Genomic DNA, 18,211 nt, shown 5'->3' on the forward strand with positions numbered 1-18,211 from the left:
ATCAAATTTGGCTAAAATACGCGTCATCTCAATATAAAGGATAGAGAATGAAAAAAGATGTGAAAAAAGTCGTTCTCGCCTATTCGGGCGGACTTGATACGAGCATTATTTTAAAATGGCTGCAAGACGAGTATAAATGCGAAGTGGTGACCTTTACCGCCGATATCGGTCAGGGCGAGGAGCTAGAACCCGCACGCCAAAAAGCGCTCGAGCTTGGCATAAAACCCGAAAATATATTTATAGAGGATTTAAAAGAAGAATTTGCGCGAGATTTCGTATTTCCGATGTTTAGAGCAAATGCCGTTTATGAGGGCGAATACCTACTAGGCACTTCGATAGCTCGCCCGCTGATAGCTAAAAAACAAGCCGAAATCGCGGCCAAAGTAGGCGCCGACGGCGTGAGCCACGGAGCGACGGGCAAAGGCAACGACCAAGTGCGCTTTGAGCTAGGCTACTACGCGCTGGGAGATAACCTAACCATCATCGCTCCTTGGCGCGAGTGGGATCTAAACAGCCGAGAAAAGCTACTAAAATATGCCGAAAAAAACGGCATCAAGATAGAAAAGAAACCAGGCAAAAGCCCCTACTCTATGGACGCAAATTTGCTCCATATCAGCTACGAAGGCTTAGTGCTTGAAAACCCTGCTCACGCTCCGGAAGCCGATATGTGGCGCTGGACGGTAAGCCCTAAAGACGCTCCAAACGAAAGCGAGATAATAGAAATCGGCTACGAAAAAGGCGACCCGGTTAGCATAAACGGTAAAAAAATGAGTCCAGCGGCGCTACTAGCCGAGCTAAACCGCCTAGGCGCAAAACACGGCATCGGCAGACTTGACCTCGTCGAAAACCGCTCGGTCGGCATGAAAAGTCGCGGCTGCTACGAAACTCCGGGCGGTACGATAATGCTAAAAGCTCACCGCGCGATCGAGAGCATCACGCTAGACCGCGGCGCGGCACACCTAAAAGACGAGCTGATGCCTCGCTACGCAGAGCTCATCTATAACGGCTACTGGTGGTCGCCTGAGCGCATCATGCTACAAGCACTCATCGACAAGAGTCAAGAGAACGTAAACGGCACGGTCAAAGTCGAGCTCTACAAGGGTAACGTCATCGTGCTAGGACGCGACAGCAAGACGGACAATCTCTTTAGCGAAGCATTTTGCACGTTTGAAGAGGACAGCGTATTTGATCAAAAAGACGCGAACGGATTTATCAAGCTAAATGCGCTTAGATTTATCATCGGGCGCAAAAATGGGCGCAAATTTAACTAAATATAAGGACAAAAATGAAAGTACTACTAATAAAAGACGTAAAATCGCTCGGGAAAGCCGGCGAAATCAAAGAGGTAAAAGAAGGCTACGGAAATAACTTCCTAATCGGCAAAGGCTTTGCTAAAGCCGCGACTCCTGATGTCTTGCACCAATACGACGCCGAGCAAAAACGCAAGGCCGAGGAGCTAAAATACGAGATCGCAAATATAGAAAAGCTAAAATCAGAGATCGAAAAAATCACGCTCAAGGTTAAAAAGCCGCTCGGAGCAAACGGCGCGCTCTTTGGTGCGGTGACGAAGGATGAAATTTCAGAAGCGCTAGAAAAAAATCATCATCTAGTCGTAGATAAAAAGGCGTTTGACTTCACGCATACGATAAAAGCGACAGGTATCTATGAAGTGGACGTCAAGCTCGGCCATGCCGTGCGCGCCACGCTAAAACTAGACGTCGAGGGCGAATAAGTGTTTCACGCGACTACCATTTTAGCCTACAAAGGCAAGAATAAATCGGTCATCGGCGGCGACGGACAGGTGAGCTTTGGCAACACGGTGCTAAAAGGCAATGCGGTAAAAATCCGCAAGATCCACGGCGGCAAGGTCCTAGCGGGCTTTGCCGGCAGCACCGCCGATGCGTTTAATCTCTTTGATATGTTTGAAAACAACCTCGATCACGCAAAAGGCGACCTGCTAAAAGCAGTGATCGAGTTTAGCAAAGAGTGGCGCAAGGATAAGTATCTGCGCAAGCTAGAGGCCATGATGCTAGTGCTTGATAGAGAGAAAATTTTCCTTTTAAGCGGAACTGGCGACGTCGTAGAGCCAGAGGACGGCAAGATAGCCGCTATCGGAAGCGGCGGCAACTACGCCCTATCCGCTGCCCGCGCACTGGATAAATTTGCCCAAATCGACGAAGAAGAGCTCGTAAAAGAGAGTCTAAAGATCGCAGGCGAAATTTGCATTTATACGAACACGAACATAAAAACCTACGTTTTAGAATAGAGAAAAGATGAATTTAACCCCAAAAGAGATAGTGAAATTTTTAGACGATTACGTCATCGGACAAAAAGACGCCAAAAAGATCATCGCCATCGCGCTACGAAACCGCTACCGTAGGATGAAACTAGATAAAACGATGCAAGACGATATCATGCCAAAAAACATCCTAATGATAGGCTCGACGGGCGTGGGCAAAACCGAGATCGCAAGGCGTTTGTCAAAGATGATGGGCTTGCCGTTTATCAAAGTAGAGGCTAGCAAATACACCGAGGTTGGCTTCGTAGGACGAGACGTTGAAAGCATGGTGCGCGACCTAGCGGCTGCGTCGGTAAATTTGGTTAAAGCCGAACAGCGCGAGAAAAATCGCGAGAAAATCGACGAATACGTAAAAGATAAGATAATAAAAAAGCTCCTGCCGCCTCTACCGACTGGTGCGAGCGAAGAGAAAAAGGCCGACTACGAAAAAAGCTACGAAAAGATGATGAGTAGGCTAGAAAACGGCGATCTAGACGATCTAAGCATCGAGATAGAGGTCGTGCAAAATAGCTTTGATGCGGGTGCGAACGTGCCGCCCGATATGGCGCAAATGCAAGAGAGCTTCGTCAAAATCATCGGCCTAAGCAACAAAACCGTCAAAAAAGAGATGAAGGTAAAAGACGCTAAAGAGGCGCTCAAAAACGAAGCTAGCGATAAAATTTTAGATATGGAAAGCATCAAAACCGAAGCTGTGCGAAGAGCAGAAAATGAGGGCATAATCTTTATCGACGAGATCGACAAGGTCGCGGTAAGCTCCGGAAACTCAGGCAGGCAAGATCCGAGTAAAGAAGGCGTACAGCGCGACTTGCTACCTATCGTGGAGGGCTCTACGGTGACAACCAAATTTGGCGCCATAAAAACCGATCACATCCTTTTTATTGCTGCGGGCGCCTTTCACATCAGCAAACCAAGCGACCTAATTCCGGAGCTTCAAGGGCGTTTTCCGTTGCGAGTAGAGCTTGACAGCCTAGATGAAAATGCACTGTATCAAATTTTAACTCAGCCTAAAAATTCGCTACTCAAACAATACGAAGCGCTTTTAAAAACCGAAAACGTGGAGCTTAAATTCAACGATGAGGCCATCAGAGCTATCGCTAAAATCGCTCAAAACGCCAACGAAAAAATGGAAGACATTGGCGCTAGACGCCTACACACAGTGATCGAGCGCGTGATCGAGGATATCAGCTTTGAGGCTAACGAGCACGGCGGCGAAACGGTAGAGGTAGACAAAGCTCTCGTAGAAAAGCGCCTATCAGACGTCGTCGAGGATCAAGATCTGGCGAGATATATCTTATGAAATCAGGCTTTGTTAGCATCATAGGCCGTACGAATGCGGGCAAAAGCTCGCTTTTAAATTTTTTGCTTGATGCAAAGATCACCATCGTCTCACACAAGCAAAACGCCACGAGGCGCAAGATCAGCGGAATCGTAATGAACGGCGAAGATCAGATCGTCTTTACCGATACGCCGGGGCTTCACGAAAGCAACAAAACGCTAAACAAACTCATGATAAACGAAGCGATAAAATCCATGGGCGACTGCGATGCTATCGTCTTTTTGGCACCCATTCACGACAGCATAGAAGACTACGTCAAATTTCTAAATTTAAATCCGCAAAAACCACATATCTTGTTGCTTACCAAGGTTGACGAAGTCCCAAACGCCAAAGTGCTTGAAAAAATCGCGCAATATCAACAATTTCAAGATAAATTTACAGCGCTTTTACCTTTTAGCGTCAAAAAGCAAACCTACAAAAAGCCGCTTTTGGATGAAATTTGCAAGCTTTTGCCAGAGCATGAGTATTTTTACGATCCGGAATTTTTAACGCCGACAAACGAAAAAGAAATTTTTCGTGAATTTATCCTTGAGGCACTATACGATAATCTAAGCGACGAGATCCCCTACTCTACCGACGTACTTATAGACAAAGTCAAAGAAAAACCAGATATAACTGAAATTTATGCCACTATAATCACCGAACGCGAGATACATAAATCTATGATTATCGGAAAAAATGGACAGACCATCAAAAGAATCGGGATAAATTCAAGAAAGTTAATATCAAGTTTTACTGGCCAAAAAATACTCGTAAAGCTCGTTGTAGTCGTAAAAAAAGACTGGCGCAAAGACGAAAAAACTATAAAAAACTTGAATATTTTATAAATAATTATTAAGTTATATGTTTTTATGATATAATATATGCGTCTAATTGGCCAATATATGGTAAGATTAACTCAAATTTGAGGTTGCATTGAAGGATACTTAAAAATGGCAAAAAACAAAAATGGAGTAGCAAGTATAGTCACGTATGACCCTTACATGCAAACTTCATATGCATTTTCTGGTAACAAAATTTCGCAAATAGATCTAAGTAAAGCAAATAAAAATAACTTTTTTATATCATATATAAAATATAAAGACCTATTGATAGGAAACATAGAAATTCCAATATCAACAGAAGAAGATGATATATCAAATTTAATAACAATTAAGGCATATGAACAATTTAATTTGGATCCATCTTCAGAGTATAAGATTGTATATAATGAAACAGTAAGCATATCATCTGAAACCAAAATTTTTAATGTATTTATAACCGATGTTGTATTGACGGATAAGTTATATTCTTTTGCTCTTAAAAAAATTCCATATATAGATTATATAGCGGCTGCGCCATTGATGTTTTATCCGCTCTATAAAAAGAACATACTTTCAAGCCAAGATACCGATGCTTTTATGGTAATACAAGAAGATGATGCTTTTTTAGCTGTTTACCAAAATGGAGAGTATATTCAATCAAGGCCACTTAGATACTCGATTAAAAATATCAGCGATAAATTTTCTACTTTAAGCGGTAATAAATTAAACGATAGTGCTTTTTTAGATATTATAAAAAATGGAACAAACACTCAAGATGATAGAAATAGAGATTTTATAATTGAAATATTTGATGAAATTTCCTATTATATAGGAGACCTAGTAAATAGCTTAAGTAGATTTATTGGGTCAAACATTTCAAATATAAATGTGATAACTGATATAAAAATGGGTAATTTTGCAGAATTTATACAAGAAAAACTAGATATACCCACAATACATCTCGAACCAAATATTGCCATAAATTCAAAAGAAGTTGCAAGTAGTAATATTCACAATATTATGGCTATAAATTCACAATATTATAAAGAAACACAGGAAAATGATTTTAATTTCTCTAATTTTCTAAGACCGCTACCGTTATTTCAACGCAACAGTGGAAAATTGATACTATACACACTAGTAGGAATATTGATCGGATCGCTGTATCCGATGTATCTTTATGTGTCTGGAATCATAACCGATATAGATACTGCCGACAAAAGAAGTGAATATGAAATTAATAATGCTGACAAAATAAGGATAGAAGGAACAATAGCGGCCCTTGCACAACAAATTTTGAATATATCAAAATCAATTGAAGCAGAAAAAAATATAATTGATTTTAGAAAAAATACTATTAAAGAAATTTATGATAAAAAAGTCAACTACCCCATGAAGGGAATTGTTCTATTTGAACTTAGTAATCTAATAAATAATAAAGACATACAAACCGCAAGAATAAATAATTCTGATAGAAATATGGAGGTTACTTTAATAAGTAAAGACGAAAAAAAGTTAACCGAATTGATGCAAAATATAAATACCTCAGACAAATACTCTATATTAACCAAAGAAATTTTATTAGATAAAAAATATGAAGTACCATCATACGAAACAAATGTTACAATAAAGATTAAATGATGAAAAAAGATAATACACTCACTAAAATCGACAACTACTTTGACGGAAAAAAACCAAGTGAAGTTACACTAATGCTAATTATGGCACTTGTGTTATCTGGCGTTATTATATATTACGCAATTGTGGAATATGCACAAGATTATTACGATAGCTCAATATCAACCAATAGCCAAACTACAGAAGAACTAGACAAGGTAAATGCATATTTAGATAGTGTTAGTCAAAACAATGATAGAAATAATGACAGGAATTTTAAAATAAATCAAAAACAAAATGAGTTGACACAGATACAAAACGAGCTTGCTGATGCTAAAAATATGAATCAATATTTTGATAACAAATTAAAAGAACTATCATATTTGATCTTTAGCGAACAGAGTTGGGCTGACTTTTTGGACAATTTAGCACTTTTAGCAAATAAAAATAATGTAAAAATAACAAAAATAACAAATAGCTTTAAAGAGCCAAATGCGCAAAAAATAGAGCAAGTCCTCGACATAAACGTATCTGTTGACGGTGACTATAGGGATATTATAAGCTATATAAATGCTATTGAAGAGTCAAGACTAGTAGTAGATGTCAACAATATAGACATAAATTCTACAAATGGCAAACTAAGAGGAAATATGGGAATTTATATATGGGGGATGAAATACCAATGAGAAATAGAGTCTTATTTTTTCTTTTAATACTTTGCTCCGCATCTTTGGCTGACAATCCTCAAGCAGAGACAGAATACTATGATCAACTTTTTAGCGTGATCAATGAACAACGCAAGGGCTTAAATGAGTCGGATTTAAAAGTTTTATCTGATCCTTTCTTGATAGTAAAACAAAAAACTATCATAAATATGGAGAATAATTCTTCTACCAACCTATTTAATTTACAGGCTATTTTTAACAACAAAGCTAAAATAAACGGCAAATGGTATCAAGTAAAAGATAAAATTGACGAGTATGAATTGTCAAATATCCAATCAAAGAGTGTCACCTTAATAAACAAGGATGATAAAATTGACTTAAATTTAACACAAGGGGCAAATAAAAATGTCGTTATTAAAATTAAATAAATTTTTTACAATATCAATTACAACTGCACTATCATTAACTACAGCAGATGCTAGTAGTTGCGAAAAGAGGGTTTTTAATCTAAAAATCAATGAGCAAGTTTCAGTTCAAGAAATTTTAACGCAGCTATCTGATATGTGCCATTTTAGTGTAGTAACAAAAGATCAATTTGCTAAAGATGCTATAAGTGAACCACTTTTTGGAATCAATATAAAAGATAAAACGTTAAATGAAATTTTTAGTCTTTTATTATCCGAAAAAGACATGAGCTATACTTTTTATCAAGATATCTTAAAAATTTCATCCCTTCAGACCAAAACTTTTAAGATTGACTATATAACATCTGTAAGAGAGGGAACCGCTATCACAAAGGCTTCAGTTGATTCAGCCCCTATTGAAGTTGGCGATGAAAAACAAGATGATGGCGAAAAAGACATTACTAAAGGTGGCGGCAAACTCGACAACGTTATAAGAACTGTCGAAAAATTTGATTTTTGGGAAAAACTGGACACTGAAATTAAGGCAATACTAAATAATACAACAGAAAGTATTGTTGCGCCAGATCCTATCATCAATGCCAATGCAGGATTAGTTACCGTAACCGGCACCGCAGCTCAGCTAAGAAGAGTTTCGGATTATATTAAAGATATCCAAGAAAGACTCAAAAAACAAGTTGTTATAGATGTATCTATAATATCAGTAGAGCTTGCTAATAGCTACACAAAAGGTGTTGACTGGAGTAAATTTAATATAGGTTTTAAAACCGGATTATACAATCGTACAGTTGTAACTGGTGTAACTGAAACAGTAGGACAAGACGCCGCTGGTAATCCTACGACCACTTTAAGTAGAACATATGGAATGATTCCGGCAAATGACCTATTTTGGTCAAATAGAGGAAACGGTCTTGGCGGTGGTTTTTCTCAAAGCATGAATTTGATTGCAGGTTTTAATTTTAATTTAGACGGCGTTTTAAATTTCCTCGAGACAAATGGAAGAACAAAAGTTGTTTCAAGTCCGAAAATTACGACTTTAAATAACCAACAAGCCCTAATTTCCGTGGGAGATAATGTAAACTATAGAGTTCAGGAAGAAAGCCAAAACAATAACGCTTTAAATGGTAAAACCACTATAACCTATAAGCAGTATTCTGTTTTTATAGGAATTTTGCTTAACATTTTACCAGAGGTTTCAGACGACAATAAGATTATGCTACGCATAAATCCATCCCTTAGTAGCTTCAAATACAACGAAGATGACGTTAGACAAAGTACAACCATAAGAGAAATCGCACCAGATACTATACAAAAAAAGCTTTCTACTGTTGTGCAGGTAAATAGCGGTGATACGATCGTTTTGGGTGGGCTTATAGCTCAATCTAAAGGTAAAGAAAACACAAAAGTACCATTTTTGGGAGATATTCCCGTGCTTGGACACGCATTTAAAAGCACAAAAGATAACCTTAGAACAACAGAGCTTGTATTTATAATAACCCCAAGAATAGTCGATACATCAAATACCGCCCCAATCAATCAATCTCTTAAAGATCTAGGTTTTTCGAGGTCAATATATGAGCAATAAGTACACTACTCTAAAAAATATATTTATTGATGTAGCACAAGAAAATGATTATATAAATTTAGATAAATCTATTATTGCTTATAAAAAGATTTTGGATTTATTGCAAAAGCCGGCAAAGTTAATTTTATTTTACGGCAAACCTGGATGCGGAAAAACATTTTTATTAAAGAAAATCGTAAGGGATCTAAAGGATCGTGACGATATTGTTTTTTTCCCATATCCATTTTTTAATGAATCTGAATTTGTCAAATCATTATATGAAGGAATTTTTAAGAAAGAATCTCAGGAAAAAATAGAAAGCTATGAACAGTTTATAAAAATCTATAAAGCCAAAATAGAGGATAATCAAGAAAAAAAGCCAATAATAGTTATTCTTGACGAGTCACAGCTTTATCCTGAGATTTTACTAGAAAAAATTCGTATAATGTCAGATAGCGGTCTATTTAAATTTGTTTTTGCCACGCACGAAACGATTGATAAAGATGTACTATCGAGAGATTACTTTAAGTCAAGGGTTTGGGAAAGTATAGAGATGGGCTCTATCGATACAGAGGAGATGAAAGTTTATTTGGAAAATAAGTTACAAAATAGTCAGTTTTTTTATATTTTTTTAAAATTTACCGAAGAACAATTTCGTCTTCTAAATGAATTAAGCCAGGGAAATTTAAGAATGCTAAATAAATTAATGTTTAATATTTTTGAACTTTACGAATATTTTGATGCAAATCAACCAACTATAATAGGCGGTGACAAAATGGTAACAAAAATTTTAGAGATGGCAGCCATCAAATCGGAGCTTATAGATGCTTGAAACATATGAGATATTGGAGCTAGAAAGGCGATGGAGAGCCTACGACAAAAAGAGAAAAGAGTTTAAGTTTTCAGACAAAAAGAACTATATATACGCCATTTCAGCTGTTTTGGCTATATCTGTCTCTGTATCGTCGCTTACTTTTTATTTATTAAAAGATTCGCTAATAAATAACACTAATAGCGCAACAATTAGTAATGACGTCAAAGGCAACAGCAAAGAAGCAATAAAGCACTCTGAAGTTGTTGAACCGGAGCAAAAAATAGATCCAAGCAATAACACCCTGCTCAATTCTGATAATTTTGGCGGAACAGAAAATATATCAAATACACAGAATAACAGCATTGCGAACGAGGATACTTCAGATAATGTGAACACTGAAATTCAGCAACATGGCTGGGTTAATTTAAACAACGCGCCGCAATACATGCAACCAGTAGAAAATACAAATAAAAGTATTGGCGGCAAACAAGTTGCAGTTAGACCTCCAGCAGAAGAAATGATAAATTTTGATTCCGAAAAGCCTATCATTGCAAAGAACATGAATGGCGCACAAAATACAAATAATAGGTTTCAGATTCAATCTTCTGGTTCAGAAGTTTCGGTAGAAGAGCTAACTGCCAAATTTGAAAAGTCCAACAGCTCTGATATTGCAGTGTTAATAGCAAGAAGATACTATGACATCAAAGATTACAAAAATAGCGAGAAATGGGCACTCATAGCCAACGAACTCGATAGCAACAATGAAGAGAGCTGGATAATATTTGCAAAGTCAAAATATAATCTAAAGCAAAAAGATGACGCAATAAGTGTTCTTAAAATATACAACGATAAAGCAAATTCAGCAAATATCGAGGATCTTATGAGGCAAATAGAGGACGATACGGCCTTATAGTAAAAAAATATAACTATTTTTAGTAAAGGATCATAGTACTTAATGTGTAAAATTTATGAGCTTTTTTTAGCAACCATTTTAAAAAATAATTTAATAACAGATAGTCAATATCAAAATATACTATCTTTATTAAATGATAATACAGATTTTGAATTTGCTTTACATCAAGAAGTGCCGAATTTTTCAACAGACTATATATACGATATTCTTGGTGAATTATACAGAAGACAGCGTATTACAATTAATGAAATAACTGAAAATTTTGTAATAAATTTAAAGAAATTTTTGGAACATATTGCAACAAAATTTAAGCTGGAGTATGTAGACCTAGATAATATAGATATAGACTATAAACTATGCGAAAAGGTTCCATTAAATCATTTAAAAGCATGCAATGCTTTACCGATTAAAGAAGATGAAATCGCTGTTTATGTTGCTTTTAAAAATCCTTTTGATATGTCGGCACAAGACAGATTACAGTCTATTTTTAATAGGAAGCTTTTAAAAGTAGTTATAACAGATCCATCAAAAATAGATAAATATATAAGTAAAATAGAGCTAAATGATAGCGTAAAGGGTATTGTTACTGAGATAAGAAAAGAGTTGTCTTCCACTGCTGTTGTGGGCGGAAATGCAAACGAAAATAGTTCTGGTATATTAAAGCTAATAGAAGTTATTTTGCGAACTTCGATAGTAAGTCGCGCAAGCGATATACACATAGAAGCCACGGTGACGAATTGCATTGTGCGCGGCAGAATTGATGGTATGTTGGCCGAGCTTTTTATTTTTGATAAAGACCTTTTCCCCCCTTTAGTATCGCGCATGAAGCTACTTTCAAATATGGATATAGCGGAGCGGAGAAAGCCGCAAGATGGACGCTTTTCGGCTCAAGTTGCAGGCAAAGAGTATGATTTTCGTATTTCAACGTTGCCAATACTTCACGGCGAGAGCATAGTTTTACGTATTTTAGACAAATCAAAGGTACTAATTAGTCTTGAAAATTTAGGCATGCATCCAGATACTTTTGACAAATTCAATAAAGCAATGAAGGCTCCATATGGCATTATATTGGTTACAGGCCCAACCGGTTCAGGTAAAACAACTACTCTTTATGCTGCACTAAACGATATAAAAAGCGTAGAAACAAAAATAATAACCGTCGAAGATCCAGTAGAGTATCAGTTAAACATGATACAGCAAGTCCACGTAAATGAAAAAGTTGGACTTACCTTTGCTTCGGCTCTTCGCTCTATTTTAAGACAAGATCCGGACATCATAATGATAGGAGAGATCAGAGATCAAGAAACTCTTCGCATTGCCATTCAAGCTGCACTAACTGGCCACTTAGTGTTTTCAACGCTTCACACTAATGACGCAATAAGCGCTGTCACCAGAATAGCTGATATGGGAATAGAGCCATATCTAATCAGCGGAGCATTAGTAGCAATAGAAGCTCAAAGACTCATTAGAAAACTATGTCCAAACTGCAAACAAAAAACGGTTTTACCGTCAAATTTGCATGAACAATTTCATAATTTTTTACCGAAAGATTATCAATTTTATAAACATGTTGGATGCGATCAGTGTTCTCAAACTGGTTATGTTGGTCGAGAAATGATAAGTGAAGTTTTACCTATAAGTGATAAAATTTCAGCCATGATAGCAAATGGCACCACAAAAGAGGAAATCAAAAAAGTAGCATATGAAGAGCATTTTATAGATATGTTTAAAGACGGCATTATAAGAGCTGCAAGAGGCGTTACAACGATAGATGAAGTATTTAGGGTGGCTAAGGTATGAAATTTTTTGAAGTTGAGTATATGGCCAACGGTCGTCGTCAAAAGATGACCTTAAAAGCAAACAATAGGAGTGAAGCTCAGGCCTTAGCCAAAACAAAAAATGCCGGCATAATAGTCAAAGTCGGGGAAACAAAAAATGTTCCGCTTGAAGAACAGTTTGCCGACCTAATGAATAAGGTATCAACATTTGTCGGCGGCTCAAAGATAAAAATTAATAATCTAATAGCGTCATTTCGACAACTAAGCGTTATGACAAATGCCGGCATTTCAATCCATGATAGTATTAAGGAGATATCAAAATCAACCGAAGACAAAAGATTAAAAGTTATATTTGCAACCATAAATGATGATCTCAACCAAGGACAAAGTCTTACTGACGCTATAACCAAATTCAAGGAAGAGCTCGGAGATGTAGTTGTAGCTATGATAAAACTTGGCGAAAGCACAGGCAATATGTCTGAGTCGCTACATAAACTATCAGAAATTTTACAAGAAGTCTGGGAAAATCAAAGAAAATTTAAAAAGGCTCTTAGATATCCAATTATAGTAATGTCAGCCATGGCTATAGCATTTGTTATATTGATGATATTCGTTGTTCCGCAGTTTAGAGAGATATTTGAACAGCTAGGCGCAAATCTACCAACTCCTACAATTATACTTTTATCCATAGAAAGCGCATTGAGTAATTATGGCTTATTTATACTGGCTGGTTTTATCGCCACAATATATGCTATAAAATATTCATACAAGAAAAATGATGAATTTAAATATAAATTTGATAAATTTATGCTAAAGGTTTATTTAATCAACAAAGTTATATTTTACTCGACAATTAATAGATTTAACCTTATTTTTACTGAGCTAGTAAGGGCTGGTATTCCAATTGCCGATGCTCTTGAAACAGCAACTCTAACAGTAGAAAATCAAGATATACACGATAAGCTCGCTACCATCAAGATTGCAGTTTCTAGAGGCGTGTCTTTAACAGAAGCATTTAGAGATACTCAGCTTTATGAGAGTATGCTTATTCAGATGTTAAGCGCTGGTGAAAAAGGCGGTGCGATAGACGCAATGCTAGAAAAGATTACCGACTATTACAAAGCCAAATTTAGTGATTTGGTTGATAATATTTCAAGCTATGTGGAACCAATAATGCTTTTATTTATGGCAGGCATGGTTATACTCTTGGCGCTTGGTATTTTTATGCCTATGTGGGATCTTGGAAATGCCGTTCAAGGGCGATAATAAATAAGAATTTAAGGACATAAATGCAAAATAGTTTACAAGAACGTCAAGTTAGCGCAGATGCGTTTTTAGTGTCAAAAACCGATACAAAAGGGAAAATAACCTATTGCAATATTCCTTTTGCCCAAATAGTTGGCGCAAAAGGAAATGAACTAATCGGAAAACCTCATAATATAGTGAGACATCCTGATATGCCTCGCGTAGTTTTTAAAATTTTATGGGAATATGTAAAAAATAAAAAAGAAGTTTTTGCTTATGTTAAAAACAAAAGCCTTGACGGCTCATTTTACTGGGTATTCGCAAATGTTACAGCTTCGCTTGATCAAAGCGGTAATATTATCGGTTACTACTCAGTCAGACGCAAACCAAACCCAAAAGCTTTAGAGGTTATTATTCCGCTTTATAGGCAGCTATTAGAAGCCGAAAAAAGCGGTGGCTTGGAGGCCTCTTCAAGGCTGCTAGAAAGTGTTTTACAGAAAAAAAATAAAAGCTATGATGAGCTAATGAACGATTTGCAAAGATTATAAAGGAAAAATTATGTTTTTTAAAAAAGAAAAATTGAATTACGACGAAATTTTAAATGTAATTGGACAAGCTAGAAACGGTTTTTTGGAACCAAGGATTTTGCAAATAGATCCAAGCTCCCAAATCGGCCAAATAGCGCTTGGCATAAATGATCTGCTTGACCAAATAGAAGCTCTACAGAGAGAAATGGGCACTTGCGTAAAATCAGCTGAAAGCGGAATAACTTATAGAAATATTTTTGTTGATGGTTTTCGTGGACTTTTTAAAACTAACGCAATATCCATGAGTGAAGGCGTTGAGGGTATAAAAGCTGGACAAAAAGGTAAAACCAGAGGTATACTTTCTGAAAAATTTAGTGAACTTGGCAATGGCAATGACGGTATTTTAGAAGTGCAAAACGATCTTAATCAAAGCATTAAAAATTTAACTAAAATATCTACAATGGCACAAGATACTTCAGTAAAGGCAAACGAAAGCATGTCGGCCGTAAGCGAGCTTAGCCAAAATATGGGCAATCTAGAGCACCTTATCACAGAATCGACCGAAGCTATTAAAAATTTGACACATAGAACAGAAGAAATATCATCAGTAGTAAATTTGATCAAAGATATAGCCGAACAGACGAATTTACTAGCTCTTAATGCTGCTATCGAAGCAGCACGAGCAGGTGAGCATGGACGCGGTTTTGCAGTAGTAGCGGACGAAGTAAGAAAACTAGCCGAAAATACGCAAAAAGCCACAAGCGAAATAGGTATAAATATCCAAACCCTGCAACAACAAACAAACGATTTAAATGAAAATTCCAATAAAATCACACAAATAGCGCAAGTTGCAAGCGTGAGCGTATCTAAATTTAGAGATGCCGTGAATGTATTTAGTCAAGGTGCAATGCAAAGCGCAAAAATATCAAAATACGTAGAAAATAAAACCATCGGCATTATAGGTAAAATAAACAGAGTGACATACTTGCAGACTGCATACGGAAATGTTATTAACGAAAGAGGCGATGACGAAAATATGCAAAAACAGGCACAAAATTTAAGTGCGTGGTACGAGGGTGCAGCGGCATATTTTGCAAACTCAAAAAGCTTCGAAAGAGCAAACATACCAGCCAAACAAATAAGTGACCTTGTAAAATCCAACTTGGAAGATTCAAAAAATGGTTACAATATGGATGATATACAAAAGTTCGTCGATAGATTCATTAAAGTCAAACAAGCAAGCAGTGAAATATTTAAGATAATAGACGCGACGATAGAAGAAAGCGTAAAGTAATGTTATACGAAAATTTGGGCCAAAGTTAAAGCATTTGGCTCAAATTTACCCCCCACCTCTCTTGCATCGTCTTACGTTAAATACCTATATTTTATCGGTTCTATAAAATTTACCAAAACCCATTTTTTGAGAGCTTTGTTTCGTCAAAAACTCTAGAGTAAATTTGCGCCTTCCACAAGCATAATTTGCATTGTAAATTTACTTTGTGCTAATCACAAGCCGCATGTTGCAAACTCTCCAAATTTGACCAAAAACAGCAATCATTTGCCATGTTGCGTCAAATCTCATAAAGGCAAACCAGCTTAAAGCCAGCCTGCCCTCACCTCAAATTTGACCAAATCCCAAAGCAAATTTGGTCAAATTTAAATGCCAAATTTAGCCCAGCAGCCTCTTTGCGCACTCGCTTATGCTTTTACCGTCGCTTCTAGCACCTATTTTTTCTTTGGCTGCTTTCATCACGGTGCCGATACTTGCGCCCTCGCCTAATCCGGCGATGATCGCTTTTATCTCAGCCTCCAGCTCGTCTGCGCTTAGTTGTTTAGGCAAATATCCATTTATGATATCGATCTCTTTTTGCTCGTTTTGTGCTAGATCATCCCTGCCGCCGTTTTTGTACTGCTCGATAGAGTCCATGCGGCGTTTGATCTGGGTTTGTAGGATCGGTAGAACCTTTTCATCGGTCATCTCAATACGCTCATCGACTTCGACTTGTTTGATGACCGAGTTTATGAGCCTTAGCGTATCGCGGCGAAAGTTATCTTTTTCTTTCATCGCAGTCTTGATATCGTCTAAAATTTTCTCTCTGATAGTCACTTTTTCTCCTTTAAATTTAAGTGAGCAAATTATAACGAAGCTAAAATTTAAAGCTAATAAAACCGCCTAAATTTGGCTTGCTTAAGAAAAATGTAGCTATAATTAACCATTCATTTTTAAAAGGACTTGCTTGAGAAGCGACAATCTTTTTGCCTTTGCGATATTTGCTATTACCGCGTTCGGATTTTTCGTTTGGGGCTATCAGTACATCCCGACTCATCACTTTTTGCTTTTCAGTATCGCTAGCATTTTCGGTATCTTTATGGCGTTTAACATCGGCGGCAACGATGTCGCGAACTCATTTGGTACGAGCGTGGGCGCCAAGACTGTCACGATAAAGCAAGCCCTAATTATAGCCGCTATTTTCGAGCTTAGCGGAGCGATATTCGCCGGCGGAGAGGTAACCAAAACCATCCGCGAGGGCATCGTGAGCTTCCCGCAGGAGGGCACCGAGCCGATGCTTTTTGTGCTGATTATGATGTCAGCGCTTTTGAGCTCTGGTATCTGGCTTTTTATCGCGTCTAAAAAGGGTTTACCTATTTCCACGACGCACTCGATCGTAGGCGGTATCGTCGGTGCAGGACTTACGATGGGCTTTACGACCATGGGCGGAGATAAGGCTCTGGCTATGGTCTCCTGGGGCGAGATAGGCAGGATCGCAGTTAGCTGGGTCATCTCGCCGCTGCTAGGAGGCATTCTTTCCTACTTCATTTACGGCTACATAAAGTCTAGGATTTTGATCCCGACTCGCAAATTTACACTAGAGCTAAAGGTGCTAAAACGTGAGCGTAAAGCCTACAAAGAGCGTTATTTACAGGAACTAAAAACAAAACCTGAAAGCGAACAGATAAGAATACTAAGCAAGATCGCGGTCCTTGACGAGGACGACGTCGAAAGCGGCGAACGCAGCGAATACAAACTCGCCATAAAGGCTATGAAAGAGCGCGAAAAAGAGATTGACACGTCAAAAGCCATGCGCAAACATATCCCGATGGTAGCCGGCATCGGCGCGATCATCATCTCCTCGATGATGCTGTTTAAAGGCCTAGCACACCTAAATCTCGACATCGGATTCATCGGCACGATCTGGATAATCTGCGTCATCGGTATCGTCACATATCTCGCCACGCTTGCGATGATAAACGTCATGAAAAAAGATAACGCAGAAAAGAGCACGAACCGCATTTTCTCGTGGTTTCAGATATTTACGGCTTCCTCGTTCGCCTTTTCTCACGGCGCTAACGACATAGCAAATGCCGTAGGTCCATTTGCTGCGATCCTAGACGTACTAAAAACAGGCTCCATAAACGCCACAGCTCCAGTACCTGGCATAGCGATGGTGACGTTTGGCATCTCACTCGTTGTCGGACTTTGGTTTCTAGGCAAAGAGGTCATAACCACGATCGGCAGCAAACTAGCCGAGATCCTACCTACAACGGGCTTTAGCGCTGAGCTAGCCGCTAGTACCGTTATCCTGCTAGCTACTAAGCTAGGTATCCCCGTTTCCTCGACGCATATCCTCATCGGCGCGGTGCTTGGTATAGGTATCCTAAACCGCGACGCAAACTGGAAAATGGTCAAACCTATCGTGCTTGCGTGGGTCATCACTTTACCTATCGCAGGCGGCTCGGCAGCGCTTATTTACATGCTTCTAAAGACTATGTTAGGCTTGTAAATTCGACTATTCGCGAGCCGTAACTGGCCGATTTGTTTTGCCAAAACTTATAAAGTTAGTCTTGATTTTTACCATAAAGTTACAGCAGTGCTCGGCAAATTTGAGCTAGTTTTGTTCAGGTATTATTTAAACTATGGTTTTATATAATTCTAAGCCTTTGGGCTGACTGCTTAAATTTGATGTCTATAACGATAATGTCTGCCTTGCCAACAAAACGACAAATGGATTTTTCACTACAAACTCAAACAATCAAATAAAGGCTCTTGCAACTAAATTTTTATAAAATTTAGCAAGCTATTTTTTATTTAAGTATTCGCAAATTAAATTCAGTAAACGTAATAGAGTAGTAAGGTTTTTACTAGTTAAATCAATAATTTGACGGCTGGGTAAATTTGACGGCTGGGTAAATTTGACGGCTGGGTAAATTTGACGGCTGGGTAAATTTG

The 18,211-nt window shown here is 37.8% G+C and carries 17 protein-coding genes; 16 read left to right on the forward strand and 1 reads right to left on the reverse strand.

What is annotated here, in order from left to right; translation table 11 throughout:
• The first annotated feature begins 47 nt into the window (after window positions 1-47).
• The 15 genes from CSUNSWCD_RS04475 to CSUNSWCD_RS11990 all read left to right on the forward strand — a co-directional run bounded on the left by CSUNSWCD_RS04475 (window position 48) and on the right by CSUNSWCD_RS11990 (window position 15,277).
• Entirely contained in the window at window positions 48-1,271 is a 1,224-nt protein-coding gene (locus CSUNSWCD_RS04475) for an argininosuccinate synthase (RefSeq protein WP_009494474.1), read from the forward strand.
• A 14-nt stretch (window positions 1,272-1,285) separates the two neighbouring features.
• Window positions 1,286-1,732 (forward strand): 50S ribosomal protein L9, encoded by a 447-nt coding sequence (rplI, locus tag CSUNSWCD_RS04480; RefSeq protein ID WP_009494475.1) that lies wholly within the window; start codon window positions 1,286-1,288, stop codon window positions 1,730-1,732.
• The gene (gene hslV, locus CSUNSWCD_RS04485; protein ID WP_009494476.1) at window positions 1,733-2,266 is read left to right on the forward strand and encodes an ATP-dependent protease subunit HslV; all 534 of its coding nucleotides are present in this window, start codon (window positions 1,733-1,735) and stop codon (window positions 2,264-2,266) included.
• A 7-nt stretch (window positions 2,267-2,273) separates the two neighbouring features.
• On the forward strand, window positions 2,274-3,596 hold the full coding sequence (hslU, locus tag CSUNSWCD_RS04490) for an HslU--HslV peptidase ATPase subunit (protein WP_009494477.1): 1,323 nt from the start codon (window positions 2,274-2,276) through the stop codon (window positions 3,594-3,596).
• Window positions 3,593-4,462 carry a GTPase Era gene (gene era, locus CSUNSWCD_RS04495; protein ID WP_009494478.1) on the forward strand — a complete coding sequence of 290 codons (870 nt, stop codon included), beginning with the start codon at window positions 3,593-3,595 and terminating at the stop codon, window positions 4,460-4,462. Before hslU ends, era begins: the two co-directional genes overlap by 4 nt.
• A 105-nt stretch (window positions 4,463-4,567) precedes the next feature.
• Entirely contained in the window at window positions 4,568-6,079 is a 1,512-nt protein-coding gene (locus CSUNSWCD_RS04500; RefSeq protein ID WP_009494479.1) for a hypothetical protein, read from the forward strand.
• Window positions 6,079-6,741, forward strand: coding sequence for a type 4a pilus biogenesis protein PilO (pilO, locus tag CSUNSWCD_RS04505; RefSeq protein ID WP_034964332.1), 663 nt, complete (start codon window positions 6,079-6,081; stop codon window positions 6,739-6,741). The genes CSUNSWCD_RS04500 and pilO overlap by 1 nt, the downstream gene beginning before the upstream one ends.
• Window positions 6,720-7,148, forward strand: coding sequence for a hypothetical protein (locus tag CSUNSWCD_RS04510; protein ID WP_051990297.1), 429 nt, complete (start codon window positions 6,720-6,722; stop codon window positions 7,146-7,148). The genes pilO and CSUNSWCD_RS04510 overlap by 22 nt, the downstream gene beginning before the upstream one ends.
• Window positions 7,126-8,727: a pilus (MSHA type) biogenesis protein MshL gene (gene mshL / locus CSUNSWCD_RS04515; RefSeq protein ID WP_009494482.1), complete on the forward strand. Its 1,602-nt coding sequence runs from the start codon at window positions 7,126-7,128 to the stop codon at window positions 8,725-8,727. The genes CSUNSWCD_RS04510 and mshL overlap by 23 nt, the downstream gene beginning before the upstream one ends.
• A complete protein-coding gene (locus tag CSUNSWCD_RS04520) occupies window positions 8,717-9,538 on the forward strand; it encodes an ATP-binding protein (protein ID WP_009494483.1) in 822 nt (273 codons plus the stop codon). The genes mshL and CSUNSWCD_RS04520 overlap by 11 nt, the downstream gene beginning before the upstream one ends.
• Window positions 9,531-10,433 carry a transformation system protein gene (locus CSUNSWCD_RS04525; RefSeq protein WP_009494484.1) on the forward strand — a complete coding sequence of 301 codons (903 nt, stop codon included), beginning with the start codon at window positions 9,531-9,533 and terminating at the stop codon, window positions 10,431-10,433. The genes CSUNSWCD_RS04520 and CSUNSWCD_RS04525 overlap by 8 nt, the downstream gene beginning before the upstream one ends.
• Before the next feature lie 42 nt (window positions 10,434-10,475).
• Window positions 10,476-12,233 (forward strand): GspE/PulE family protein, encoded by a 1,758-nt coding sequence (locus CSUNSWCD_RS04530; RefSeq protein WP_009494485.1) that lies wholly within the window; start codon window positions 10,476-10,478, stop codon window positions 12,231-12,233.
• Window positions 12,230-13,477, forward strand: coding sequence for a type II secretion system F family protein (locus CSUNSWCD_RS04535; RefSeq protein WP_009494486.1), 1,248 nt, complete (start codon window positions 12,230-12,232; stop codon window positions 13,475-13,477). Before CSUNSWCD_RS04530 ends, CSUNSWCD_RS04535 begins: the two co-directional genes overlap by 4 nt.
• Window positions 13,478-13,500: 23 nt before the next feature.
• The gene (locus CSUNSWCD_RS04540) at window positions 13,501-14,004 is read left to right on the forward strand and encodes a PAS domain-containing protein (protein ID WP_009494487.1); all 504 of its coding nucleotides are present in this window, start codon (window positions 13,501-13,503) and stop codon (window positions 14,002-14,004) included.
• Between the two features lie 10 nt (window positions 14,005-14,014).
• Window positions 14,015-15,277, forward strand: coding sequence for a methyl-accepting chemotaxis protein (locus CSUNSWCD_RS11990; RefSeq protein WP_009494488.1), 1,263 nt, complete (start codon window positions 14,015-14,017; stop codon window positions 15,275-15,277).
• Between the two features lie 375 nt (window positions 15,278-15,652).
• On the opposite strand, the gene CSUNSWCD_RS04550 is transcribed toward CSUNSWCD_RS11990, so the two are convergent.
• The gene (locus CSUNSWCD_RS04550; protein ID WP_009494489.1) at window positions 15,653-16,090 is read right to left on the reverse strand and encodes a GatB/YqeY domain-containing protein; all 438 of its coding nucleotides are present in this window, start codon (window positions 16,088-16,090) and stop codon (window positions 15,653-15,655) included.
• A 130-nt stretch (window positions 16,091-16,220) separates the two neighbouring features.
• On the opposite strand from CSUNSWCD_RS04550, the gene CSUNSWCD_RS04555 reads away from it, so the two are divergent.
• Window positions 16,221-17,765, forward strand: a complete 1,545-nt coding sequence (locus tag CSUNSWCD_RS04555) for an inorganic phosphate transporter (protein WP_009494490.1) — start codon at window positions 16,221-16,223, stop codon at window positions 17,763-17,765.
• The last annotated feature ends 446 nt before the right edge of the window (window positions 17,766-18,211 follow it).

Origin of the sequence: Campylobacter showae CSUNSWCD (assembly GCF_000313615.1) — a bacterium.
GTDB classification, from domain to species: Bacteria; Campylobacterota; Campylobacteria; order Campylobacterales; family Campylobacteraceae; genus Campylobacter_A; species Campylobacter_A showae_A.

Bases quoted from the DNA above. Each gene is read 5' to 3' on its own strand.
- CSUNSWCD_RS04520 (WP_009494483.1), top strand. From the start codon at position 8,717: ATGAGCAATAAGTACACTACTCTAAAAAATATATTTATTGATGTAGCA.
- CSUNSWCD_RS04530 (WP_009494485.1), top strand. From the start codon at position 10,476: ATGTGTAAAATTTATGAGCTTTTTTTAGCAACCATTTTAAAAAATAAT.
- rplI (WP_009494475.1), top strand. From the start codon at position 1,286: ATGAAAGTACTACTAATAAAAGACGTAAAATCGCTCGGGAAAGCCGGC.
- CSUNSWCD_RS04540 (WP_009494487.1), top strand. From the start codon at position 13,501: ATGCAAAATAGTTTACAAGAACGTCAAGTTAGCGCAGATGCGTTTTTA.
- CSUNSWCD_RS04535 (WP_009494486.1), top strand. From the start codon at position 12,230: ATGAAATTTTTTGAAGTTGAGTATATGGCCAACGGTCGTCGTCAAAAG.
- CSUNSWCD_RS04525 (WP_009494484.1), top strand. From the start codon at position 9,531: ATGCTTGAAACATATGAGATATTGGAGCTAGAAAGGCGATGGAGAGCC.
- pilO (WP_034964332.1), top strand. From the start codon at position 6,079: ATGAAAAAAGATAATACACTCACTAAAATCGACAACTACTTTGACGGA.
- CSUNSWCD_RS04500 (WP_009494479.1), top strand. From the start codon at position 4,568: ATGGCAAAAAACAAAAATGGAGTAGCAAGTATAGTCACGTATGACCCT.
- CSUNSWCD_RS11990 (WP_009494488.1), top strand. From the start codon at position 14,015: ATGTTTTTTAAAAAAGAAAAATTGAATTACGACGAAATTTTAAATGTA.
- CSUNSWCD_RS04510 (WP_051990297.1), top strand. From the start codon at position 6,720: ATGGGGGATGAAATACCAATGAGAAATAGAGTCTTATTTTTTCTTTTA.
- hslU (WP_009494477.1), top strand. From the start codon at position 2,274: ATGAATTTAACCCCAAAAGAGATAGTGAAATTTTTAGACGATTACGTC.
- mshL (WP_009494482.1), top strand. From the start codon at position 7,126: ATGTCGTTATTAAAATTAAATAAATTTTTTACAATATCAATTACAACT.
- CSUNSWCD_RS04475 (WP_009494474.1), top strand. From the start codon at position 48: ATGAAAAAAGATGTGAAAAAAGTCGTTCTCGCCTATTCGGGCGGACTT.
- era (WP_009494478.1), top strand. From the start codon at position 3,593: ATGAAATCAGGCTTTGTTAGCATCATAGGCCGTACGAATGCGGGCAAA.